This window comes from Coleofasciculus sp. FACHB-712 (genome assembly GCF_014695635.1).
In the GTDB taxonomy this organism is placed as follows: domain Bacteria; phylum Cyanobacteriota; class Cyanobacteriia; order Cyanobacteriales; family FACHB-T130; genus FACHB-T130.
In genome coordinates, this window is sequence record NZ_JACJOQ010000533.1 from 1 (window position 1) to 23,531 (window position 23,531).

Genomic DNA, 23,531 nt, shown 5'->3' on the forward strand with positions numbered 1-23,531 from the left:
GCAATATCCGAACGGGCGGTAATTATCTCAACCTACGCTTTGTGCAACTTTGCCAATATTGGCTCGATTGGAATCACAATCGGCGGGATTGGCGGGATGGCACCGAACCGTCAAAAAGATTTAGCGAGAATGGGTGTCAGGGCGATGATAGGCGGTTTATTCGCGGGTTTTATGACTGCTGCGATCGCGGGAATATTATTGTAAACGAACCCTAAAGAACGCCCAGAAAACAGAAGCAGCAAAACATGAAACCACGTTGGATCGAGAATTCTGTAGATGTACTGGTGGTGGGTGCTGGACATAACGGTTTGCTGGCAGCCCTGTTATTGGCACGTCAGGGGTTAAAGGTTCTGGTTGTAGAAGCCAAGGATGTCATCGGCGGTGCCTGCCGCACCGAGCATCCGTTTCAAACAGCACCCAATTTAGGCACTTCGACGGGTGCTTATTTGTTGGGGTTGATGCCACCGGAATTACTTCGCCTTCTTGATGTGGACATCCCGATGATTCGGCGCGATCCGCACTACTTTTTGCCCACAACCGATCGGCGTTATCTGCTATTTGGCTCAAACTCCGAAGAGATGAAACGGCAGTTTGTATCGTTCTTCTCGGAGGCGGATTGGCAAGCGAACGAAGCGCTACAGAATGAACTTGCCCAGCTACGCGACGATATTGCCCCCACTTGGTTAGAGGAACCGCTTTCGATTGAAGAAACGGCTCAACAGTGTGTGCGCCCAGAATTGCGCCAAGTCTTTATCAATCTCTGCCGCAAGTCAGTCGGAGAGTATCTCGATCGATTTAATTTCAAAAGCGACTTAGTAAAAGCGATGTATGCCGTGACGGATGGCTTCTCAGGATTGTATGGCACCTGGGATACTCCCGGTACTGGCATGAATTTTCTCATCCATAATATGTGTCGGCTACCGGGTAGCGATCGCACTTGGATGATCGTAAAGGGTGGAATGGGTACAGTGACGAATCGCCTTGCAGAAGCGGCAAGAAAGGCAGGAGTACAAATTGAAACAGGGCGAGGCGTTACCCAGATTCTGCTATCAGGAGGTGTTGCTAAAGGTGTTGTTTTTCAGGATGGCACTGAAATAAACGCCACGGCAACGATTGTCAACGCCGATCCTTTCCGCTTGCGCCAGCTAGTTGGGGCTGAGAATTTGCCGATGGAATACAACTCCCGACTCGATGCTTATCAGAAGGATGGTTCAACATTTAAGGTGAATCTGTGTCTGCGCGGACTCCCTGAGTTTACCTGCCTGCCCCAAAATTGCGGACAGTACGGCACGACAATTCACCTTTTACCGGATGAAAAAGAGGTGATGGGGATGTTGCATCGTGCTTTCGCTGATGTGCAGGCAGGGCGCTTACCTGAATTTCCCGCAATAGAGTGGTATATCCACACCACCCTCGATCCCTCTCTACAGGATGCCTCCGGGCACCACAATTCAGCCCTATTTGTGCAGTGGGTACCCTATGAATTGCAAGGAACAACCTGGGAGAAGGAGGAAAGCCGCTATGTTCAGCATTTGTTGTCAATTTGCGATCGCTTCGCCCCCGGCACCTCACAATTAGTCCAAGATGTGTTCGCCCTGCATCCCCAGAAAATTGAGCAGCACTTCGGCTTGACTCGCGGGCATATCCACCACGTTGATAATTCTTTCGGCTTCGCTGACAGATTGCCTTACGCTACCCCCATTCTAGGGCTATACTCTGCTAGTGCAGGCTGTCACCCAGCCGGTTCTGTGATTGGTGCGGCGGGACACAATGCCGCTATGCGCGTGATTCGGGACATGGCGGGGTAAATTTCAGGATGCTGTTGTCAGAGAGTGGATGCGATCGCTTATCCCGTTACTTTGCTTAGCGCCCAGATGTTGTTGTAAGTTAAAAGCGAAGCGATCGCAGGTCAATATGGAAAAATACATTCCCCTCATAGCACGAGCTTTCTTAGCCGCCATTTTTTTAAAGTCTGGCTTTGGCAAGATTACGGGCTTTAGTGACACGCAACAGTCTATGGCTGACAAGGGCTTACCCCTGACAGCACTGTTGCTCGTTGCGGCAATTATTCTTGAATTGGCTGGCGGATTATCCGTATTGCTAGGTTACAAAGCGCGTTGGGGAGCGATCGCGCTAATTATCTTCATAATTCCGGCTACGCTAATTTTTCACACCAATTTTGCCGACCCAATGCAAGTAAATGCCTTCATGAAAAATTTAGCAATTATCGGTGGATTACTGATGGTGTACTATATTGGGTCTGGGCCAGTGAGTTTAGACGAACAGATGGCATCTAAGCGTTCTGATTAACTCACTAGCTGAGTTGATGAAAGATGCGATCGCGTTTCCCCTCACTAGCAAGCGTGCGAGTAGCACTAAGAATGCATACGCTGACGCGATCGCTTTTTAGGATTTAACCTTGGATCTGCTCGTCCATCTGCTGCTCTAATCGCTCTAGCAATGTATTAACATCTGCGGCGACTTTCTCAAAGCAAGCGGGAGGTGGAGGTTCTGGTTGAAACTGAACCAGCTTTATTTGCCCCTCACCAATGCCAATGATCAGAACCTCCACTTCAGGGTTATGAGCCTCCACAACTCCTACCATCTCCTGAAGCTGGTTTTCGACTTTATTATTGAGTGTTTCTATCGCCTCTTTTGGACAATAGACGAAATGCGGCTTTGGTTGCACATCGATCCCTAGATAACCTTGAGTGTCTCCATTTTCTAACCACAAACCCCAAGATAATGCTGCCAATTCTTGCTGATTAGCTTTGACAAACTGAGCCAGCTGGTTTCGCCAGCTTTTTTCTCCGGAATCAGAAGGAGTTTTACCAAATTGAATCATTGCTTATCTTCTTGGGTGGTTACAGATGCATTTGGCGCTGCGAATGAGAGAAAAACTCAACAACGCGATCGCTTATCAAGTCTGAATTCTCGCTGACGCGATCGCGCAGCGGATGCGCCTAAGCAGAGAAATTAACTTTCAGGAGATTTTAAAGCTTGATCTAACACGCTCCGAGCTTGCTCTGCTTTCGAGCGAGCCTCGTGGTAGCGCAGATTCACTTGAGCAAAGGTTTTGAGAACCTTAAAACCGTCCTTGAGTTGCGCGATTTCCTCTTCACTCACCGACTTTTCTGAAAACAGGATATCTACTTGAGCGCGAACCTTCAGCGCCTCGGCGCGTGATTCCTGCACCTTCAGCTTCAGTGTGGCAAGGTTGCTCAGAACTTGTACAGCTTGGGTTACGGCGTCTTCATCGCTAGTCCCATCTGCTTCTAGCTCTTTGACTTCAATCAGTTGTTCCGGACTAAATCCATCTTCAAGATCGGTGGGTAGCTTGTCTGCATCCATGAGTTCCATGAGCTGCTCCATCGCTTTCTCACGGGCTTTTTTTGAATCTTTGCCTGAAACAGTCAGGATGACTTCTGGGCTTTGTGCGAGAGTGTACTGAACCATATCTAATGCAGGGAGAATGCAGAGAGAACTTGTCTAGCCGTAACTTGTCTAGCCGTAAAAGTCTGGTTAGTTTAACCAAGCCGACAGGATTATTTTAAGGCAAACGAAAGCTGTTCCTGTAGGAGATATGCTGACTGGGGGAAAATGAGAACTGACAAGTCAGCGCGAGGCTAATCCCTCGCTTCGCTGTTTTCATGCCCAAAGGGCTGTACGCGATCGCGCCTTTGGCATATCTGCCAAGCATGAATTACCGAATCCCAAGAGGCTGCGTACAACGTCTCTAGACAAAATTCTCGCTCATAAAGACTGATTTTCAACCCCCTTCCTTTGCGTAGCCGCAAATTTCTCTTCCCTAGGGGAATATGTTTTAAGTCTGCCAAGCTTTGAGAACCTTATCCCAAACAGTGGTCAGTGATTGTTTCAATTGGTACTGACGATACCATTTCTGAAAGGCTTTTTCGTAATCTTCGCCTCCCGATTGAAAGGTATTCAAAGCATTAAGCCCTAGAGCTAATCCCCAGAATAAGGCGATATATAAAGACCAAGAAAGCTGACCAGCATTCACGATATTCAGCAGCATCAAAAACGAATTGACAACTGTATATTTGCCAGCTTGTTTCTGTAATTTGGTGCGTCGGTAGAGATTAAAATCCTGCCGCTTTTGGATTTCTCCCTGTTTAGCTTGCCACTGCTGTTCTGCCACCTGAAGGCACTCTGGAGAGATTTCTAATTCAGAGGCGATTTCCAGTAGCTGTTCGCGGGTAAATTCTGTGTCGTCAGTTTGACGCGCGATCGCTATCTGGAGAATTTGCTGAATCTGTTCTTGATTGTAAGAGCGGGTGATTTGAGTTTCGGAGACGGGCATAGGAAGGCACCTGCGGTCGTCGAGGTTGGGAGAGATTTTCTGCCCCAAGGACGTGATGCAGAAGTCAGCCTTTCAAGAGCAGTACTGATTCTATTATGCCGAGGCAAAAGTAAGAATGCCTCACACTAGGCTATTCCAAAACCGAACCTTAACGGACGGATAGTACGGTAGGTGAAAGATTAAAATCCTCGTTACATATCGTTACGATAAAGAGGTGCAAGAAAGAGAGGTTTAATTTAAGCCTCTCAGATGTTAAAGCAGAGGTGGCGTAATGAACGGCACGATTCGCGTCGGCAATTTATTCGGAATTCCCTTCAACGTACATCCAACCTGGTTCTTTGTCCTGGCTTGGGTGACGGTGAGTTATGGCAGTGGACTAGCGGCTCAATTTCCCGGACTCGGCGGGGGATTACCCTGGCTACTGGGATTAATTGCGGCGCTGCTGTTGTTTGCATCCGTCTTGGCGCACGAACTGGGACACAGTTTTGTGGCTATCAAGCAGGGAATTGAAGTTAAATCTATCAACTTATTTCTGTTTGGTGGTCTCGCCAGCTTAGAAAAAGAATCAAAGACCCCAGCAGGAGCATTCTGGCTGGCAATCGCAGGGCCTTTAGTCAGTTTGGCGCTGTTTGGTCTAATTAGCGCGATTGGCTTTACCACGAGCATTTCCGGGCCGTTTGGAGCAATACTCGGAGTGCTGGCTTACGTCAACTTAGTGCTGGCGCTGTTTAACCTGATTCCTGGCTTGCCCCTGGATGGTGGGAATATCCTCAAGGCGTTGGTTTGGAAGATCACCGGCAATCCTTATAAAGGTGTCGTGTTTGCGGGTCGCGCCGGTCAAGTCATTGGTTGGATAGCGATCGCTTCTGGTCTGGTTCCTCTACTATTAGGCGGCGGTCTTAACTTCTGGAACTTGTTAATCGGTTGGTTCTTGCTGCAAAACGCGGGTCGAGCAACCCAGGCTGCTAGAGTGCAAGAACAACTCGCCGCTTTGACCGCAGAAGACGCAGTCATGAGTGATAGCCCGATTGTGTCTGAGTCGCTTTCCCTGAGAGAGTTTGTTAACGAGTACATCATTGGCAAAAACGAAGCGTCGCGGTTCTTAGTTACCAATGAGGAAGGACAATTAGTGGGAGCGATCGCAGTTGACGATCTCAAAGCTGTCCCAACCTCCCAGTGGACTGAAATATCAGTCGCACAGCTAACAAAACCCGTCGAATTCTCCACAACCGTCAAATCCGATCAATCTTTACTAGAAGTGGTGACACTACTAGAACAAGAAAAACTCACTCAACTACCCGTGATTCGTGAAAACGGCGTGCTAGTGGGACTTCTGGAAAAAGCTTCGATTCTCAACTTACTCCAGAGAAGAGCGCAAGCAAATCCTGCTTAATCAATTTCGGATTTTGAATTTAGCTAAATAACAAGTGCGCTTAAAAGTAGGGGCGGGTTCTCAACCCGCCCCTACTGCTATACATCCCAATTTTGCAAATATACCTGGCGATTAGAAATCGCAGCTACGCCAACCTCCCTTACCCCCCTTCAACAAGAAGGGGGGCAGAAGTTGCTTCGCTTCTATTCAACAAAGTCTGCCTATGGGCTAACGCGCACGCTACGCTAACACGGGCTTTTGAAACCCGCATAGGTGGGTTTAGTCTGTATAGATGCGAATTCTATTCGCCCTCTTTACTAAGAGTATTTACAGCAACCAACTTTTTGAGGCAAAATCAGCAGGCTCATCGGTTGGAGGTTCAGAGAAGATGTTAGATACCCGCTCAGATGTTTTGTGCTTCTGTGGTTGAGCAGCTTGCGGCGCTTTGTGTAGAGCATTGGCTTCTTCAATTAGCTTAGAGTTCGCTTCTGCAAGTTGCATCGCTGCTTTTTTGGCTTGCTCCAGCTCTGTTTTCAACTGTTTGGCTTGCTCTTGAGCTTTTTGATGCTTGTTTAGCAATTTTTTTTGCTCATCTAAATCCGCCTGCAAATTGGCAATTTGCTGGTGTAAAGAAGCTTCCACTTTACGGGTTTCCTTCACAACACCTTTCAAGTCAGCCATCAGAGATTTTTGCTCATCCAAATTGGATTGCAAATTGGTAATTTGCTGTTGTAGAGCTTCTTCCCTTTCGCGTGCTTGATCCAGAGCTGTTTTTAACTCTGTCACACTTGCTTCTAAGTCAGCCTTCGTTGGATTTGAGTTTTTAGCAGGAGTTTTATCGGGCGTATCTGTTGATGAATCCTCTACGAGTTCCGCCTCCACTTCTATAACTTCCTCAACGGTCGCCTCTAGAACAGGTTCAGTTTCTGAATCTGGGGATTTTTGTGCTTCTTCGTGTAGTAAGTCTGAGATACGTTTTTTAGCCATTATTTTTAGTTTCTCCAATCACGCTGTATTTCATTAGCCACGCGGCGGTAGTCTGCTTCCGCCTCCCGTGCCTTTTTCCCCGCCCATTGATGAATCGGCACCCCCTCAAGAGCCGCTCGTTCGTGGGCTTTGTAGGCACGGACAAAGCTATGGCAAGCAGGAATTCCTAACTCTTGAAGTGTGTTTTGAGCCTCCAGTGCTTCCCCCAAACTTCGCGCATCCACCTTGGTCAGAAGTACCCGATGGGCAACTCCAACTGGCATGACGGCTTCCCTTACTGTCTCAATGAGTACAGCCAGATCCATCGGCGCACAGGGCGTGGGTAAAACCAGATAATCAGCGATCGCTACTACCGCCGCTAATGCTTCCGATCGCAATGCTGGAGGCGTATCCACTACTACTAAATCGTAGCCTTCTATCTTACGTAAACGACCTAAAAGTTTTGGATCTGTCTCTTGAGCGAGATCGAAGCCCATTCCTTTCTCGCTACGCTCAACCCACCAAGTCGCCGAACCCTGAATATCTGCATCGACCAGAAGAACCCGTTTTTCTTCCGAGAAGGTTGCAGCCAGATTGACTGCTGTAGTGGTTTTACCGACTCCTCCCTTTCCGTTGAGAATCGCAATTATTCTTGGCACTGCTCGCTTGTGATGCTGACTCCACCGAATATACCGCTTAATGGGATCGAGGGGAGTTTTTTGTGCCTTAGCGCAGCGCTTGACTGGCGCAATCTTTGTCAATCGCTTATCAATCGCTAGGATGAGAAGCAAGCGATCGCCCTCTGAGGACATCGGGTTGAAAGCCAACACTCCGCCCTCCAAACTCGCCACAATAGAATCGAATAGCTCTGAACACAAAACGCCTCAATGGAACTCACTCATAACCTGCCTAAGGGGCCAAACACTCCGCGATCGCTGCGGTTAATGAAATTTATTTTTCAGCCCATCAAGTACCTGGATGATTATGCAAAAGCTTATGGTGACACCTTCACCATCCAGGGAAGCCAGGGGACTCCGATTGTCTATTTCAGCCAACCCCAAGACCTACAAACGATTTTCACTGCTGATTCTAGTCAGTTAGACGCTGGGCGAGGGAACAGCGGGTTAGAGTTTTTAATGGGAGAAAATTCTCTGCTACTGCTGGATGGCGATCGCCATCAGCGCCAACGACAGATGTTAACCCCTCCCTTTCACGGCGAACGGATGCGGGCTTACGGTCAGATTATCTCTGAAATCGCCGAGCAGGTGATGAATCAATGGACGGTTGGCAAACCCTTCAACATCCGTGCGTCGATGCAAGAAATCACCCTGCGCGTCATCTTACGGGTGGTGTTTGGACTAGATGAGGGGTCGCGTTTGGAACAACTACGCAGCTTAATCGGTTCAACCCTGGACTTGATGACTTCCCGCTTCAACTCCAGCGCCTTCTTTTTTGAGTTTCTTAAACAAGATTTAGGCGATTGGAGTCCTTGGGGTCGGATGCTACGCCAAATAAAACAAATTGACGAACTGATTTACGCTCAGATTGCGGAACGTCGAGCGGAAGCTAACCTGAATCGGCAAGATATCCTCAGCTTAATGATGTCTGCTCGTGATGAAGCAGGTCAACCGATGACGGATGTAGAGTTACGCGATGAGTTAATGACTCTGCTTGTCGCCGGACATGAAACCACGGCTTCTGCGCTGACGTGGGCTTTGTACTGGGTTGACCAATTACCGCAGGTGCGCGACAAACTGCTCGCTGAGTTGGATGTTGACGCTGACTCAGATCCAAGTGTGATTGCCAAACTGCCCTATCTAACGGCGGTTTGCTCTGAAACGCTTCGTATCTATCCAATTGCTGCGAATACCTTTGTTCGGGTTGTGCGATCGCCCATTGAGATATCCGGCTACAAATTGCCCCCAGGAACGGTTATCGTCCCCAGTATCTATTTAGCCCACCATCGGGAGGAAACTTTTCCGCAGCCGAAGCAATTCAAGCCAGAGCGCTTTTTAGAACGGCAATTTTCTCCATACGAGTATTTGCCTTTTGGTGGCGGAAATCGTCGCTGTATCGGGATGGCATTTGCCATGTATGAAATGAAATTGGTTCTCGCGACAATTGTGTCGCATTTTCAAGTGTCGCTCGTTAATAAGCGTCCGGTGATTCCAGTACGTCGGGGTTTGACTTTAGCCGCACCGGAAGGAATGAAAATGGTTGCAACTCCTCGGCTAAAGAAGCTTGTAAATACTCCAGTCTCGGTGTAATTCGGTTTTTGAAAACTTAAAATCAAACTCCCTCAGATCATCTGGGGGAGTTTTTATCGATTTATTGCCAATGAACATGGACTAAATAACTTACAAAAGTCCCAATCTGTAGGGGTATGGCGATGCCATACCCCTACGCCGGAAATGGGGGGTTAATCAACCCATACTCCTAAGCGCCCAATCCGTGTCAATAGATGTAACTTAATAGCTGTCTCCGCCTGCAACTTGGTCGCTATCAGTAGGCACGCAAAAGTCTTGATCTAGGGAAGCATCGCGGATGGCTTGCCACTTACAAATGAGTTCAGTACCGCTGATATCGCTAGTGATGTATTGCTCAACGGCTTGTTCCAATTCTTGCGGGGTTTTGGGAACGGGAACAGTACAGATAAGTTCTGGCATAAGACAACCTCTGCTGATAGAACGGGTACGCGGTAAGACCGTATAAGTGATATTTTAATGACATTTTCAGTAAAAAGTAGCTAAAGTTACATTTTTGAAACATGAGTTAGGGTAAAGACTTGAAAGGCCCCAAGCATAAGCGCGATCGCGTTTATGGATGAATTGCAAATGACAAGCACAGTTTGTCAAGCGATCGCTACAGGCTCAGCCATCTTCTAGAAACTTTGCTACAAGGAGAAAGCGGCTGGTGATAACTCTAATCGGATCTGGGGATGTTCATGAAAAAGTTGTGCATGGCGAGTGCCAAAGCAGCGCTCGCAAAGCCTCGGCGCGTCCTTGCGCTTCTCACGCTCTTCAGCGTTTTGGGAGTTCCGAATCCGGCTTCGGCACAGAATTTTAATCAGATTTATGTTTTTGGAGATAGCCTCTCCGATGTTGGCAATGTATTAAAGGCTACCAACGGGCAATATCCCCCAAGCCCACCCTACTTTCAAGGACGCTATTCCAATGGCCCTGTTTGGGCAGATTATCTTGCCTCTAAGCTGAAATTAAAATCTAGTACAGAGACGAACTTCGCCTACGGAGGTGCTACCACAGGCAATTCTAGGCAGATTCCCCCCGGATTGGTGGCACAAATCGAGAGCTTTAAGGCAACCCATTCCTCTGCTAACCCGAAGGCTCTGTATGTTGTCTGGGCTGGTGCGAATGATTATCTAAGAGGCGCTACCGACTCTACCGTGCCAATCAACAATTTAGCGATCGCGGTGAAGTCCCTCTCCGCAGCAGGCGCAAAAAATATCGTAGTTGTTAACTTACCAGATTTAGGAAAGCTTCCCGGCACGCGCACAACTCAACGTTCCGGCTCCCTCAACGTTTTAACAAAGAAGCATAATTCTGGATTAGCCGCATCCCTCAACGGTTTGCGTCAGCAACTCAACTCTGACATCAAAATCACCTATCTTGATGTCAATTCTCTTTATAATCAAGTCACCAACAATCCAAAAAAATTCGGTTTCACGAATGTAACCAACGCCTGCGTTAGCAGAGCCAAAATATGTAACAATCCAAACGAATATTTATTTTGGGATAGCATTCATCCCACGACTGCCGCCCATAAGTTATTTGTAGAATTAGCCTTCCCAGCGCTAAAATCTACGCTCGAACCTCGCACAGTTTCTAGCTCTCAAACCACGGTTGAACCTACTATCGCAGTAGGCGGGATTATATTATTAGGTGCTGTTGGTGGCGGATTAATCGTGACGCGCATTCAGGGGATGAAAAACAAATCCTAAGAAGCGATTTGCCCTTTCCTGCGTGGCTAGTATAGGAAGGACGCGATCGCGTTAGCATCGCTAACTTGTCAGTTCGCATTTTTCTCTTTTGCTAAGGGCTAATAATCTCCAACACATTTAGCGATTAGTGAGGTTCTCAATGAACGTGCAATATATATTGTTTGTAAGGACACGGCAATGCCGTGTCCCTGAGAGTTAACAAGGTAGAGACTTCAGACTGAAGACATCTGCAAAAATACCATTCGGCTTCACGACTCTATTCTCATCCGGAGAATCATAAACCACCATTAGAGAATTTGGTTGCCCTAAACAGGGAAACAGTGCCAACCCTTCCGCATGATCGGAACCAAATCTGAAAGGCAGATCAAACAACACTTCCAAATCTCCCTCTTTCTGCCAAGAGATGCTGTTTTCATCACGTTGTAAGGCATTTTTCAGGCGGAAGACTCTCAGCGCACCTTCTAAATCCATCGTGGGTCCCGCTAGAACGATCAAGTCTTCACCATCCAGACATAGTTCCCGGACACCTAACCCATTCAACTCTACAAAATGTTTTTTGTATTGCTTCCCATCTTTGCCAATTTTCTTCAGCGTTAAAATTCCTGGCTCTGTTTCTGCAACTTCAACCTCTAAAATAATTGCCCACCCTCTCAGTACAGGGCCTCGCAAGCCGATAAAAATCCTATCTCCCCGAATCGCTAAGCCTTCGATATCAAATCCATTCTCTTTAGAGGGGATAGAAGTTGTTAGAAATGCCCCTAGGTGCCGATCTTGTTTGAGTGCTTCTATCAGAACGTTACTATTTCCTATTTTTTGCAGACAGGCTGCTGTCAGTTTTTTATCTGGCTGCTCTGGGTGAGAGACTGATTTAACTAATTCACCTTTTACTACAGGAATCCGGGCAAGTAAATAACGGTTTGGTTCAAACTTTATGGTTGCTAGTTTATCAAGATCCTTCTCAAGGTCTTTGCCCTTTATTTTTTTACGCTTTGTACTGTGGGAACCGATGAACCAAAGATAATGGTTTGTATAATCCATTCCCTCGATATCGATTTCGCCTTCCGGATCGGCTAAATCGATGAAATCTTTTACAAAAAATTGCTGATGTTTGCTGAAGATATATGGCTCGACAGGGGATAATCGCTCAATCGTTCTCGTTTCATCAGAACCTACCCACAAACTGCCATCAGGTGTCAAAGCAGCCGCTGATAAATCTTGACTAAGAGGTTCATCAGCTTTGCCGTTGAAGCGAATGAGTACGCGGCTGAGCAAGAAACTTTCTGGCATAACGGCTGCTTTCCTAAAACGGTTTGGACTCGATAGAAATCACTGCCAGCATAGCTCACGCTTAACTGGTTTTTACCCTCTACCGGAAGACAGAAGTTTTGGAAGTATTTGAGGAGGCAAACTGGAAGGTAAGGCGATCGATGCTCACCCGACTATCTTGAGAGTGCGATCGCTTAGAGGCTATTGATCAACTCCGCCGTATCATTCATTGGTTTATTTACCTTTGTGCTGACTGGATAAGTTGCCATTTCTTCTGCTGAATATGGACGCAACAAAGGCTGTAATAACTCCGGCTTTTGCACCTGTGAATCCAACCACAAATCATAATCTTTTGGAGCGAGAATGACTGGCATTCGGTTGTGAATCGGGCGCATTACCTCATTGGGTTCTGTGGTCAAAATCGTGCAAGAATCTATTTCCTCACCATCCTCTCCTTCCCAATGCTCCCACAAACCAGCAAAGCCGAAAGCTTGTCCATCATTCACGCGACAATAAAATGGCTGCTTTTTCCCATCTTGCTGCTTCCACTCATAAAAACCATCCGCTACTACTAAGCAACGTCGTTGTTTAAAAGCTGCCCGAAAAGCCGGTTTTTCGGCTACCGTTTCCGCCCGTGCATTAATCAGTTTTGCTCCCATTTTTGTATCTTTTGCCCAACGGGGAATCAGCCCCCAATGCAGCATTTTGAACTGTCGTTGAGACTGTTCTGGATTTTGTAAAACTGTCTGTACTGACTGGGTGGGCGCAATATTATAACGAGGCATCAGGAGTGGAACATCATTTACCTGGAATGCTTGGGCGATTGTCTCAGCGGACTTACTTTGGGTAAATCTTCCACACATACTTCTATCCCATGTGGTAAATTACAAATTTGCAAGCTTATTTCAATCGAGCAATTAACACTCTAACGGTCGAATAATATATACATACTATTATAACAAATCCCAATAATTAAGGAAAATTGTACGGCAAATACTTTACGTTATTTTATGGGTAAACAGTTATCTTGCATAAGATGTGATTAATAATTCAGATATTTTACCCCGTTTTCTAGCATTGGAATTAATCATTCTGGAAGCTGATATCTCATAAATATTAAAATTGCTGTAAATTTCTCGGATAAACAGACAGTCAGAATTAGAAAGCATCACTTTAACACCACGCTTCGCCAGTTCTACAAAGACATCCCTGAGCCGAATTTGGTCAGCTTCATTAAAAGAATTACGGCTATAGGCGGTAAAGTTACTGGTAGAGCTTAGAGGATAATAAGGCGGGTCAAAGAAAACAAAATCTTCAGCGTTTTCCGCAGATTGCAGGACAGCTTCAAAAGGTTTAACATCAATCAGGGCACTCTGAAGTGCAGCGGAAACTGCCCTAAGTAAAGCTGAATTACAAATTTTTGGATTTTTGTATTTCCCAATCGGAACATTAAATTGCCCTTTTGAGTTTTCTCGATATAATCCGTTAAAGCAGGTTTTGTTGAGGTAAATAAATCGAGAAGCTCTTTCTAGAGGGGTGCTAGGTTGCATCAAACGCACGCAGTAATAATACTCCTTACTATGATTCATTTGATGCTGATGCAAGAATTCAATTAGCGGCTCTACTTCATCCCTCACACATCGGAAAACATTGACCAAATCGGCATTAATATCCGTCAAAATAGATACTTTTGGCAATAAATGAAAGAAAAGAGCGCCGCCACCCAAAAATGGCTCATAGTAAGTTGTAAATTTTGGGGGAAAATAGGGAATATATTGCTGAATTAGCTGGCTTTTACCACCAGCCCATTTTAGAAAAGGACGCGCTATTTCTTGTTGTGTCGTCTGAGTTGACATTGCTTCTAGCTATCTAAAAAAATTAAAGCGTTTGTAACAGTTCTTGTGGAAGTGGGGGGATATGATTTAATTTAGAATACCTAGCGGGTTCGACAAGAGGAAAAAATGACTATCACCGCGACCAAAACACGCGATCGCTCTTATGAGTCCGTGTGTTATCGGGCAATGTGTTATGAGTCAATATGTCGCGGTTGCACAAATATAGCGGGTAGTAGCCTGCTACCACCAGACGCTTGGCGAACTATCTCTAGACGAAACCCCCTTTAGGGACGATGCCGAGCTTGTCGAACTCGCAGACAAATGTTACCAGTTAAGATGCAGTGACTTATCGCCGCTTTTTGTGTCGGCTACTTTAAATAATATGTTTGATGGCTTTTGGGAAAATATCTCTCGCTACCCCCGCTACTTTGTCACCATTATCCTAGGGGTATTCTTTTATACCTTTGGGTGGTTGAAACCGCTACTCCAAAATCGAACCAGCGCGATCGCTTTGATGGGCTTTCTGGTGGCAGCCTTAACTTTTATTACCCTAACCCTACGGGCGATGCTGGGAGTGAGTCCGATTTAGGTAGGATGAGTAAAAGCATTGCTCACACTGTCTTAAAGGCAGCAGATGATTATGGCTACAAGTCGCCGCGTTTCTCGCGTTGCCGCATTGATTAAACGCGAAATCAGCCAAATGCTGCTAACCGAAATCAAAGATGATCGCGTGGGTGCTGGCATGGTCAGCGTCACCGATGTGGATGTGTCAGGCGACCTACAACACGCTAAAATCTTCGTCAGCATCTATGGCACCGAGGAAGCAAAGGTAGAAACGATGGCTGGGTTAAGAGCAGCAACTGGCTTTGTCCGCAGCGAACTCGGTCAACGGTTGCGGCTGCGTCGGACACCAGAGTTACTGTTTCAGGAAGATCGTTCTCTGGAAAGGGGCGATCGCATTTTGTCTTTGTTGAATCAGCTTAATCAAGACCGTCCGGCTGCGAGAGTGGAAGAAGAAGACATCGTTGAGGCAGAAGATTGAAATCTGTGGCATTGCTGCCGGAGTGGGAATCGCTCTCTCTAGCAGAACAGGTAGCGCAAATGGTCGTGGTACGGGCGTCAGGCTACCTGTTCGACCACCAAATTCAGTATCCAGATTGGGAACCACCGGCGGCAGTTCTGCAACACTGGGTGCAGGATTTGGGCGTCGGGGGGGTCATTTTGTTGGGAGGCAGTGCTGGAGAATTAGCACTGCGATCGCAACAACTCCAAGACTGGGCAAAAACCCCCTTGCTGATCGCGGCTGATATTGAAGAAGGCGTCGGACAGCGCTTTTCTGGGGCAACTTGGTTTCCGCCACCGATGGCAATCGGGGCAGTATTCCGGAAAGATGCCTCTCTTGCCTTGAAATACGCCGAACAAATGGGAGGCATCATCGCCTCGGAAGCCCTCGCGATTGGCATCAACTGGGTGCTTGCGCCGGTTGTGGATGTGAATAACAATCCTAATAATCCAGTGATTAACGTCCGGGCGTTTGGCGAAAACCCAGAGGAAGTGACTCAACTAGCGTCTGCTTTCATCCGGGGGGCGAAAGCTTATCCGGTGTTAACGACTGCTAAGCATTTTCCCGGACATGGCGATACGGCGGTGGATTCCCATCTAGATTTGCCCGTCTTGCCCCATTCCCCGGCACGACTTGCTGAGATTGAGTTACTGCCGTTTCAAGAAGCAATCGGTACGGGTACAGCCTCCGGTGTAGATGCCGTAATGAGTGCCCATCTCCTGATCCCGGCTTGGGATGCCGAACGCCCTGCCACCCTTTCCCAACCGATTTTGACTCAACTGCTGCGGCAACAGCTGGGATTTGAAGGATTAATTGTTACCGATGCATTGGTGATGGGAGCGATCGCCAACCGCTATGGAGCAAATGAAGCTCCAGTCTTAGCTGTCGAAGCCGGTGCAGATATTTTGCTGATGCCAGTCGATCCTGCGGGTGCGATCCAAGCGGTGTGCGACGCGGTAGCACAGGGACGCATTTCAGAGGCGCGAATTCGTGCGTCTGTTGAGCGTATCTGGACAGCCAAGCGCCGAGTCCAACAAGGCACAGCACAGCCGCCGGTAGAGGCAAGGGCGATCGCGCCTGAAGTCCAACCAGCGCCTTCCCCATTCCCTCCCCATCTCCTCCAACTAGCTCAACCACACGCCCTCGCTACATCTGCCAACATCGTGCGAGAGGCGCTCGTCGTTCATGGCGACATCCCTTTACTTCCCAGTCAGGGCAACTTACGCAACTTAATCGTGGTGGATGACACCCTGAATTGTGATTTTCTCGATAAACAAGCACCGGCTGTGGCTCTGCCCAAACAGCACGGCTATCAACTCCAACTACTCGATCCCCACACTACCTTAATTCCTGGCTGGGTGTTTTATCATAAATCGGGTTTAAATGCCCAGCCAACCCTACTCCAGCTGTTCATCCGTGGGAATCCTTTCCGAGGCAGTGCTGGCTTGACACCGTTTGCTCAGGACTTGTTTAAAAAACTCTTAGGAAATGCCGAACTCCAAGCGCTAGTGATTTACGGCAGTCCTTATCTTCTGGAACAGTTTCTCCCCCACCTGCCCCCACATATCCCTTGTGTGTTTTCTTACGGACAGATGCCAGCAGCTCAGGCGATCGCCCTTGAAGTTTTGTTCGGTGCCCCAGCTCTAAGCATTTAGCAACTGTGCAGCACATTGATTAATTTTGTTAATCAATGTCATAACCGTTATCACCGATTATTTACGGTGTCTTCAATTTGAAAATACAGGCTTAATTATAAATAGACCCGTTCTTCAACAATTTCATCAGCATAAGGATATATTTTTATGTCAAAGTTCCCTGACTTTTGAAATCCTTATTAAACGAATAAATTCATTTGTAACTTGATATACTGTTCAAAAATTATTTCCGCGCTAGGCAGTATTGGATTATATTAAGTTATAGTCGTAGCTCGTTAGTTTCGAGGCTGAGACCATGACTGCTGATATAATGCCGCCTAAATCATCTGTGCAATACTCCATCGACGTTCTTCAAGAAGAAGCCCGTCAATTAGTGGAGAAAGGAATTGTGACTCGTCAGCAACCCATCTACGTTCTGTGCCAGTACATCCCTGCACGGGAGTGGGTTTGTGTTGAGTGTGAATTAGAAAGATGCAATATCTTACTCCGCGATCGCATAGGCGATCTGATGGGGCAAGAACAATGGGACAACGATTGATATTTTTTTACCTTTAAGACAATCCTACAGTTCCACTGGAAACAGTGAAACTCAGGACAAGCTTGATTCCACGCTTGTCTCAACTTAAGGAAAGACTGCTTTTATTCTTTCACCTGTTGATTCTTAATTAGCCTGGTTTGGAGAATATTCTGATTCTTTCTAGTGCGAATAATTAAGTTCGCTTCTTAGACCTATCCAAAAAGTGAAGATGCCATTCTGAGCAAAACGTTGTGGAGCGTTGGCGTAACGTTGTCATCAACAATCGCGCTGCGATCGCGCAAATCTCTTTGCAGGATCTCTGCTCAAACCGAGATGCGTGACAACACTTCAACTCCTTCGTTTTGCTCAGCACAAACTTTCAGATAGGCTACTAGGAGCAAGCCTAATAAATGCTTTGATAAAGCTGCTAGCAATCCCCGACCTAAATCCCTGAGTTGGGGTCGCGCAGCTTTTCTAACTCAGTTCGCATTGCAGCAATTTGTGCAGTTAGCTCCTCTAGCTCCAATTGCATATCTGGCTGGGCAACCGTTGTCACCGGCGTTGTCGCAGGGCGGCTCGGAGTTCCAGAAGATTGTGTGCTAGCTGCATCATTGGCTTGCGCCATTAGAGAATTCAGGAAAGTGCGGGCTTCAAGCTCCGTAATCTCTCCTTTTTCTGCTAGTTGTTGAACCACCAGATTGACGTCTGACTTCAGCAGCTCAAGATTTTGCTCTCGCTTTTGAGTGTCTTGTACGCTCTCAACTAGAGAAGCGGTTGCACCCAAAGTAACGCGAAATCCTTTTTGTACTAACTCCAGCAGATTATTAGAGTTCATTAGATAAATCAGTCAGATTGAATGAAGGTTAGACAGCCCTTAGCGATCGCTTTCGATAAATAACCGCTCGGCACCACTCACTTTTAAGTTTCTAGCTTTCGGCTTTCCGCCAAGCGAGTAAACAAACGCAGGATCTGGCGTCTTAATGCTACCATTTAGCACATACAAAGGGACATTTTGCAGACTTCTTAGGGTAGTAGCATCCGTCCTAAGAAAGAATCTAAAGAAACCATTTGCCCGCCCAGTTTTAGCCCATCTGTTCTAAATACTGATTAACATCCTCAATTAAGCGAGTGAGTTCTGCCTCCGTAGTCAGGCGAATGCGGTCATCTCGGAGGGAGATCAAAACTTTAGCGGCAAAGGGAGTCGGCCAGATATTAGGATTGCAGAAAATCTCTAGAAAGACATCCCCCGTGTATCGATATTCCATTGGTTTTTGGGGATTGGTTTTGCCGCCGCCACCTGCAATGACTTTGAGACTCTGCATCAACTGAGCGATCGCGCCTTGTAAATCTTGGGCTGCCTGGGGCGTAAAGCTGAAGGAAACAGAACCTTCAACTAAGTTGAGGATGAGTTTTGAAGAAGACATGAGCAATCAAGAGTTTTGAATTGTGAATCAACTTATCACTCATAACTTAGAACAGACAGCATTTACAAGAGGATATATGCAAGGTGAAGCCACAAGCTTTAGACTGAATGCCATAGAACTCTAAATGGCGAGTGAGGAAAATTCTGTGGTAGCAGATAACCGCTCGGCAGTGCGTAAGGTTTTAATCATTACCCTACTGCTCAATCTGTTCGTAATGACGTTGAAGGCAGTGCTGGGGTCGTGGACGGGTTCTCTCAGCTTGCTAGCGGATGCCTTGCATAGCGTTACCGATAGCGCCAACAACATTTTGGGATTAATTGCCAGCCGATTTTCTTCGCCCCAACCCGACCGGGATCATCCTTACGGACACCAGAAATTTGAAGGTGTGGGAGCGTTAGGAATTGCCGCCTTCTTAGGAATTGCCTGCTTTGAAATTCTGCAAGGGGCAATTGAACGAATTCTCAGCGGTGGTGGTAAACCCGTCATCATTTCCCCCTCTGAGCTGTGGTTACTGCTGATTGTGCTGGGCGTGAATATTTTTGTCACGTTCTACGAACGCCATGTTGGGCAGCAGGTAGGCAGCCCCATTTTAATTGCAGATGCCCAGCACACCATGAGCGATGTCTGGGTGACAATTGCTGTTTTGGGTGGGTTGATTGGCGTCTGGCAAGGACAGGTATTGAATCTGCCGCAACTTCAGTGGTTGGATATTATTCTCTCCTTTCCCGTTGCCTTGTTAGTGTTTCGCAGTGGTTGGAACGTGATTAAAGATAATTTGCCCTGGCTAGTCGATGAGATGGCGATCGCGCCAGAAGCCATTCATGGGATCGTCATCCAAGTACCAGGAGTCATTAACTGTCACGAAATTGCTTCTAGAGGCATTGTTGGGCGTCAAGTATTCATCGAAATGCACTTGATTGTAGACGTCACCGATGTAGAAACTGCCCACCAAATTACAGAAGAAGTCGAGAACCGCCTAAAAGAAAGATTTAGCCCCGTCCGAATTTTGATTCACATCGAGCCACCTGCTTACCAATCCGATCAAATTACCTACGAAGCAGAATCAAAATCTAGGTAGTTTTCCACAGACGAGGGGACTTTTCCACAGAATTTTACGAGTTTTCCACAAAAGTTAAAGAAAACATAATTTATTTCAAAATCCAGTTGAACCGCTCTTTCAAGCCAAAAAGAGACAGAGCTTTCACTCCGTCTCTCAAACTTTGCGTACCTTGGCGCTAACCTTTGGGTACCTTTGCGTTAAAAATTCTTACTACTTTATTATTCCCACTCGATAGTTCCAGGTGGCTTAGAAGTAATATCGTAAACCACTCGATTCACACCCCGAACTTCATTCACAATTCGGGTGGAAATCGTTTCCAACAAATCGTAGGGAACACGCGCCCAGTCTGCCGTCATGCCATCTTCGCTAGAAACAAAGCGCAAGACAATCGGGTAAGCGTAGGTGCGCTGATCGCCCATTACGCCTACGCTGCGGATCGGCAGCAACACGGCAAAAGCTTGCCAGAAGTCGTGGTACATCCCCTGGCGATTAATTTCCTGACGAACAATTAAGTCAGCATCCCGCAGGATATTTAACCGTTCTGCCGTCACTTCGCCCAAAATGCGAATCGCCAGTCCGGGGCCGGGGAAGGGTTGCCGTTGTACAATTTCCTCTGGCAATCCAATCGAGCGACCGACTTTTCGCACTTCATCTTTGAACAATTTTCGTAAAGGTTCGATCAACTTGAAGCGCAAATCTTTGGGCAGGCCGCCGACGTTGTGATGACTCTTAATTTTCACTGCCACCCGTTCGCCACTTTTGGGATCGACGTTCGTGTCCGCTGATTCAATCACGTCGGGGTAGAGAGTACCTTGGGCAAGGTAGTCAAAGGGGCCAAGGCGTCGAGATTCTTCTTCAAATACGCGGATAAATTCGTGCCCGATGCGGCGACGCTTTTCTTCAGGATCGCTAATTCCTTCAATTTGATTGAGGAAGCGATCGCGTGCTTGCACATACTCGACAGAAATGTGAAATTGCTCGTGGAACAGCTTCACCAACCGTTCTGGTTCATACTTACGCATGAAGCCTTGGTCGATAAATACACACGTCAGTTGGTCGCCAATTGCCTTGTGCAGCAAAAAGGCAAGCGTGGAAGAATCAACGCCGCCAGAAAGTGCTAGCAACACCCGCTTATCGCCGACTTTTGCCCGAATCTCTCGAATCGACTCCTCAACAAACGCCGCTGTTGTCCAAGTCGGTTCGCAGTCGCAGATGTGATAGACAAAGTTACGGATTAAGGCAATTCCCCCAATTGAATGGACGACTTCGGGGTGGAATTGAACTCCGTAGAGCTTTTTCTCGTGATGAGCGATCGCTGCGGCTGGCGTATTTATCGTGTGTGCCAGCACTTCAAACCCCGATGGCATCTTGGTTACAGAGTCCCCGTGGCTCATCCACATGGTCGTGCCATCTTCCACATTGGTGAGCAAATCTGTGGGATCGTCAATCAATAGCGACGCCTTGCCATACTCACCCCGGTCAGCTTTGGTGACTTCCCCACCTAATTGCTGCACCATTATCTGCATCCCGTAACAGACTCCCAGGACGGGAATCCCCAGGTTCCATATTTCCGGATCGCAATGGGGGGCACCCGTGTCATACACTGAACTTGGGCCACCAGAGAAGATAATCCCCTTGGGATTTAGCTGTCGTAGCTGTTCGGCAGTGGTGCGATAGGAAAGAACTTCCGAGTAAACTTGTGTTTCCCGAATCCGACGGGCAATCAGTTCAGAATACTGAGAGCCGAAGTCAAGAATCACAATCATTTGGCGATTTAGTTGCCCCAAATACTCGATTTGAGGCGGTGTTTCAGTCTGGAGAGTCACCGGCTTATCCTGAGTAGGTAGAGTACAGATGTACAGATAGTCTTTAATGGATTAAAAACTGGCTAATTGTTTATTGCTATTAGCCAGTCTTCCATGATTCGATTACGCCACTGACAATAGCGGCAGATAAAAAACTTCTTTATTGCTATTTATTAAGTTGATGTGTATTCATATAAAACTAACACACTTGATACAGTAACGAGGTACCTGTTTTACTTTTAACGATAATTTGGCGATCGCGGTCAAACAGGACGGAACCGACCGTAACGAGTTGTTCGCTGTGAGTGCGGATGTAATCGTGCGCTCGCTTGTCAATGCTTTGAGCGATCGCGCCATAAACTTGCCCCACCCAATCGGTACTACCTGCTGCATCCAATTGGCGCAGGTATTTCAAGGCGTCTTCAGCAGTGGCGCTCTTCAAAACTGCCTGCAATACCGGCGTTGGTAAACCGAGATTCGCACAATGAGCGGTCAAAATTTCCTGACGTCCATCTGCCAAGTGATGATGGGTGTGAAAAATCCCACCCGCAAGTTTCATCAATTTTCCGTGGTAGCCAAATAATAAGATATTCTTGACTTTTTGCACTCCTGATGATGCTAGCAATGGTCCCAGCCAATTCGCTGTCTTAATCATTCTTTCTGGATTGATTCCCAACCGCTGGGCTAAATCTAAGCCATTTTCCCCGATACAAAACACCAAACAATCAAAACAGTTAGCCTTCTGTTGCAGTTCCTCGCGGAAAGCCTCCAGTTGTCCGGGGGCACTCAGGGGTTGGGAAATACCGCTTGTTCCGAGTAAGGAGAGTCCTTCCACAACCCCAAAGGCTTCATTTGAGGTGCGTTGAGCGAGTTTACGCCCTTCTGGCAAAATAATCGTCACCTGGATTTTCTCGTCAGGTTCCAGCATCCGCTCCAAATTCTCTCGGATCAGCCGCTGAGCATAACGATAAATAGCGGGTTGATCGTCAGCACTCACCAAACGCCCGATCCCTTCACCGCCTTTGATCGTGACTGAGGGCGGAGGATCTAAAAACTCTTTTTGTTCATTATTAATTTTTAATCCTTGATTTTTAATTTCTACCAGCGCCCAGACTGGCGTGTTGCGGGTAAGGTCAAGGTTATCGCCAGGATCGCTACGAGCGATCGCTAACGCCATCCCTTCACCGATACCGGCAACCTGCTCAATCGGAATCAACACCGTTTCGGCGGGTTCAATTAAATCTACTGGCACGGCGTCCAACGGTGACGCCCCTTGCCGCAACCAGCGCAAGGCGGCAACAGCAGCGGCACAGGCAAACACGGGCAATGTATATCCAGACCGGGGTTGGGGACAGATCATTGTTTAATAGCGATCGCAAACACTGACAAGCGTGACATTTGACATCAGAACCTTCGGGATTTTAGTGGAATGTGTTTGTAGATAGGTTGTGTTCTTCGATTGACGACACGTTTTAAAAAATCCCATGAAAGCCATTATGAACTCAGTCACCAAGCCCCGCGCTCAATTGGTCTGCCAGGAAATTCGCCCTAGCACAGTGGTACTAAGACCCAGCGGTTGTCTAGATAGTGTCACCAGCCCCGCCTTCGGCAAGTCTCTAGAGCAAGCCTTGGAGTTGGCAACTGACACTGTCGTAGTAGATCTGCTGTCAGTCAACGCCGTGAAAAGGGACGGAGTCAAGTGCTTACTAGCTGGAATGAAGCGAGCCGTAGCACTAGGCAAGAATCTTTCGATTGAATTTCTGGATGTGGCGACGCAAACCGTTCTGGAATCGGCTCAGAACAACTTTGCGTTATAGCCGTTGTCAATGAGCGTTCAGTACATCGGGAGGTTAACACAGAGCTAGCTGTGTTAACCTCCCGATGTATTAAATACAAGTGAGAACCGCTCAATCATCCCAGTTGTGAGCCAAGATAGAGAAGCATATTTTTTTGGAGCGGACAAAGTTAACGCCTCACCTTACTGCTTTGTCCGGTTCAGGAGTCACTTCATCAGTACACGTGAATTCAGCAATGGCAGTCTTTTCAGAATCCATTCGCTTGTTATTGGTCATTAAAGCGATCGCCTTAACGAATTGACTAGGAAAAACGGTTCTCAACTCAACATTTGGGTGGTATAGATTTCTTCTCCAACAGTCGATTTATTACATTGTGTTGCTATATCTAACTCTTCGAAATTAGAAAACCCGTAAATATACTCTACTGATCCCGTGAGTTCTCGCTTAGGTTCTATCTATGAGCCTGATGGCTCTCAATTATTCCTTAACTGAA

General features: G+C 47.1%; 26 protein-coding genes. 12 read left to right on the plus strand and 14 right to left on the minus strand.

Annotated elements, in window-relative coordinates:
- From H6F50_RS18270 to H6F50_RS18280, 3 genes are all read left to right on the plus strand, one after another.
- A partial coding sequence (locus tag H6F50_RS18270) for a nucleoside transporter C-terminal domain-containing protein (protein ID WP_277879359.1) occupies positions 1 to 204 on the plus strand: 204 nt, incomplete at its 5' end.
- Between the two features lie 41 nt (positions 205 to 245).
- Complete coding sequence (locus tag H6F50_RS18275; RefSeq protein WP_190429793.1) at positions 246 to 1,808, plus strand: NAD(P)/FAD-dependent oxidoreductase; 1,563 nt, start codon at positions 246 to 248, stop codon at positions 1,806 to 1,808.
- 28 nt (positions 1,809 to 1,836) lie between these two features.
- A complete protein-coding gene (locus H6F50_RS18280; protein WP_347277180.1) occupies positions 1,837 to 2,310 on the plus strand; it encodes a DoxX family protein in 474 nt (157 codons plus the stop codon).
- A gap of 103 nt (positions 2,311 to 2,413) precedes the next feature.
- On the opposite strand, the gene H6F50_RS18285 is transcribed toward H6F50_RS18280, so the two are convergent.
- The 4 genes from H6F50_RS18285 to H6F50_RS18300 form a co-directional block, all read right to left on the minus strand.
- Positions 2,414 to 2,845, minus strand: coding sequence for a hypothetical protein (locus H6F50_RS18285; protein ID WP_190429794.1), 432 nt, complete (start codon positions 2,843 to 2,845; stop codon positions 2,414 to 2,416).
- 131 nt (positions 2,846 to 2,976) lie between these two features.
- Complete coding sequence (locus tag H6F50_RS18290) at positions 2,977 to 3,456, minus strand: hypothetical protein (RefSeq protein WP_190414745.1); 480 nt, start codon at positions 3,454 to 3,456, stop codon at positions 2,977 to 2,979.
- A 170-nt stretch (positions 3,457 to 3,626) separates the two neighbouring features.
- Entirely contained in the window at positions 3,627 to 3,773 is a 147-nt protein-coding gene (locus H6F50_RS18295) for a hypothetical protein (protein WP_190429795.1), read from the minus strand.
- 50 nt (positions 3,774 to 3,823) lie between these two features.
- Positions 3,824 to 4,321, minus strand: coding sequence for a 2TM domain-containing protein (locus tag H6F50_RS18300; protein WP_190429796.1), 498 nt, complete (start codon positions 4,319 to 4,321; stop codon positions 3,824 to 3,826).
- A gap of 271 nt (positions 4,322 to 4,592) precedes the next feature.
- Here H6F50_RS18300 and H6F50_RS18305 point away from each other — a divergent pair, with 271 nt between their 5' ends.
- Positions 4,593 to 5,714, plus strand: coding sequence for a site-2 protease family protein (locus tag H6F50_RS18305; RefSeq protein WP_190429797.1), 1,122 nt, complete (start codon positions 4,593 to 4,595; stop codon positions 5,712 to 5,714).
- A gap of 306 nt (positions 5,715 to 6,020) precedes the next feature.
- Here the strand turns inward: H6F50_RS18305 and H6F50_RS18310 are convergent, their stop codons facing one another.
- Together H6F50_RS18310 and H6F50_RS18315 are read right to left on the minus strand one after the other, a co-directional pair.
- Positions 6,021 to 6,680 carry a hypothetical protein gene (locus tag H6F50_RS18310; RefSeq protein ID WP_190429798.1) on the minus strand — a complete coding sequence of 220 codons (660 nt, stop codon included), beginning with the start codon at positions 6,678 to 6,680 and terminating at the stop codon, positions 6,021 to 6,023.
- A gap of 5 nt (positions 6,681 to 6,685) precedes the next feature.
- Entirely contained in the window at positions 6,686 to 7,318 is a 633-nt protein-coding gene (locus tag H6F50_RS18315) for an AAA family ATPase (RefSeq protein ID WP_190429809.1), read from the minus strand.
- 228 nt (positions 7,319 to 7,546) lie between these two features.
- Here H6F50_RS18315 and H6F50_RS18320 point away from each other — a divergent pair, with 228 nt between their 5' ends.
- On the plus strand, positions 7,547 to 8,926 hold the full coding sequence (locus tag H6F50_RS18320) for a cytochrome P450 (protein ID WP_190429799.1): 1,380 nt from the start codon (positions 7,547 to 7,549) through the stop codon (positions 8,924 to 8,926).
- Between the two features lie 201 nt (positions 8,927 to 9,127).
- Here the strand turns inward: H6F50_RS18320 and H6F50_RS18325 are convergent, their stop codons facing one another.
- Positions 9,128 to 9,325: a hypothetical protein gene (locus H6F50_RS18325; protein WP_190414739.1), complete on the minus strand. Its 198-nt coding sequence runs from the start codon at positions 9,323 to 9,325 to the stop codon at positions 9,128 to 9,130.
- Positions 9,326 to 9,603: 278 nt separating this feature from the next.
- Here H6F50_RS18325 and H6F50_RS18330 point away from each other — a divergent pair, with 278 nt between their 5' ends.
- Complete coding sequence (locus H6F50_RS18330) at positions 9,604 to 10,617, plus strand: SGNH/GDSL hydrolase family protein (RefSeq protein ID WP_242029101.1); 1,014 nt, start codon at positions 9,604 to 9,606, stop codon at positions 10,615 to 10,617.
- Between the two features lie 195 nt (positions 10,618 to 10,812).
- Here H6F50_RS18330 and H6F50_RS18335 read toward each other — a convergent pair whose 3' ends face one another.
- The 3 genes from H6F50_RS18335 to H6F50_RS18345 all read right to left on the minus strand — a co-directional run bounded on the left by H6F50_RS18335 (position 10,813) and on the right by H6F50_RS18345 (position 13,739).
- Complete coding sequence (locus H6F50_RS18335) at positions 10,813 to 11,904, minus strand: DUF3616 domain-containing protein (protein WP_190429801.1); 1,092 nt, start codon at positions 11,902 to 11,904, stop codon at positions 10,813 to 10,815.
- A gap of 173 nt (positions 11,905 to 12,077) precedes the next feature.
- Entirely contained in the window at positions 12,078 to 12,746 is a 669-nt protein-coding gene (locus H6F50_RS18340; protein ID WP_190429802.1) for an SOS response-associated peptidase, read from the minus strand.
- Positions 12,747 to 12,905: 159 nt separating this feature from the next.
- A complete protein-coding gene (locus H6F50_RS18345) occupies positions 12,906 to 13,739 on the minus strand; it encodes a DNA adenine methylase (RefSeq protein ID WP_190429803.1) in 834 nt (277 codons plus the stop codon).
- A 361-nt stretch (positions 13,740 to 14,100) separates the two neighbouring features.
- On the opposite strand from H6F50_RS18345, the gene H6F50_RS18350 reads away from it, so the two are divergent.
- The 4 genes from H6F50_RS18350 (at position 14,101) to H6F50_RS18365 (ending at position 16,974) form a co-directional block, all read left to right on the plus strand.
- The gene (locus H6F50_RS18350; RefSeq protein WP_190414768.1) at positions 14,101 to 14,307 is read left to right on the plus strand and encodes a DUF751 family protein; all 207 of its coding nucleotides are present in this window, start codon (positions 14,101 to 14,103) and stop codon (positions 14,305 to 14,307) included.
- Positions 14,308 to 14,358: 51 nt separating this feature from the next.
- Entirely contained in the window at positions 14,359 to 14,760 is a 402-nt protein-coding gene (gene rbfA / locus H6F50_RS18355; RefSeq protein WP_190414734.1) for a 30S ribosome-binding factor RbfA, read from the plus strand.
- Between the two features lie 5 nt (positions 14,761 to 14,765).
- Positions 14,766 to 16,436, plus strand: coding sequence for a glycoside hydrolase family 3 N-terminal domain-containing protein (locus H6F50_RS18360; protein WP_190429810.1), 1,671 nt, complete (start codon positions 14,766 to 14,768; stop codon positions 16,434 to 16,436).
- 295 nt (positions 16,437 to 16,731) lie between these two features.
- Positions 16,732 to 16,974, plus strand: a complete 243-nt coding sequence (locus H6F50_RS18365; protein ID WP_190414732.1) for a DUF4327 family protein — start codon at positions 16,732 to 16,734, stop codon at positions 16,972 to 16,974.
- Between the two features lie 421 nt (positions 16,975 to 17,395).
- On the opposite strand, the gene H6F50_RS18370 is transcribed toward H6F50_RS18365, so the two are convergent.
- A complete protein-coding gene (locus tag H6F50_RS18370) occupies positions 17,396 to 17,788 on the minus strand; it encodes a hypothetical protein (RefSeq protein WP_190429804.1) in 393 nt (130 codons plus the stop codon).
- Between the two features lie 247 nt (positions 17,789 to 18,035).
- Positions 18,036 to 18,377: a hypothetical protein gene (locus tag H6F50_RS18375; RefSeq protein ID WP_190414730.1), complete on the minus strand. Its 342-nt coding sequence runs from the start codon at positions 18,375 to 18,377 to the stop codon at positions 18,036 to 18,038.
- Positions 18,378 to 18,522: 145 nt separating this feature from the next.
- Between H6F50_RS18375 and H6F50_RS18380 the strand changes: the two genes are divergently transcribed.
- On the plus strand, positions 18,523 to 19,455 hold the full coding sequence (locus tag H6F50_RS18380; protein ID WP_190429805.1) for a cation diffusion facilitator family transporter: 933 nt from the start codon (positions 18,523 to 18,525) through the stop codon (positions 19,453 to 19,455).
- A gap of 200 nt (positions 19,456 to 19,655) precedes the next feature.
- On the opposite strand, the gene guaA is transcribed toward H6F50_RS18380, so the two are convergent.
- Together guaA and cbiD are read right to left on the minus strand one after the other, a co-directional pair.
- The gene (gene guaA / locus H6F50_RS18385) at positions 19,656 to 21,203 is read right to left on the minus strand and encodes a glutamine-hydrolyzing GMP synthase (RefSeq protein ID WP_199292247.1); all 1,548 of its coding nucleotides are present in this window, start codon (positions 21,201 to 21,203) and stop codon (positions 19,656 to 19,658) included.
- A gap of 238 nt (positions 21,204 to 21,441) precedes the next feature.
- Positions 21,442 to 22,602 (minus strand): cobalt-precorrin-5B (C(1))-methyltransferase CbiD, encoded by a 1,161-nt coding sequence (gene cbiD, locus H6F50_RS18390; protein WP_190429806.1) that lies wholly within the window; start codon positions 22,600 to 22,602, stop codon positions 21,442 to 21,444.
- A 124-nt stretch (positions 22,603 to 22,726) separates the two neighbouring features.
- Here cbiD and H6F50_RS18395 point away from each other — a divergent pair, with 124 nt between their 5' ends.
- On the plus strand, positions 22,727 to 23,059 hold the full coding sequence (locus H6F50_RS18395; RefSeq protein WP_190429807.1) for a hypothetical protein: 333 nt from the start codon (positions 22,727 to 22,729) through the stop codon (positions 23,057 to 23,059).
- Positions 23,060 to 23,531: the final 472 nt, after the last annotated feature.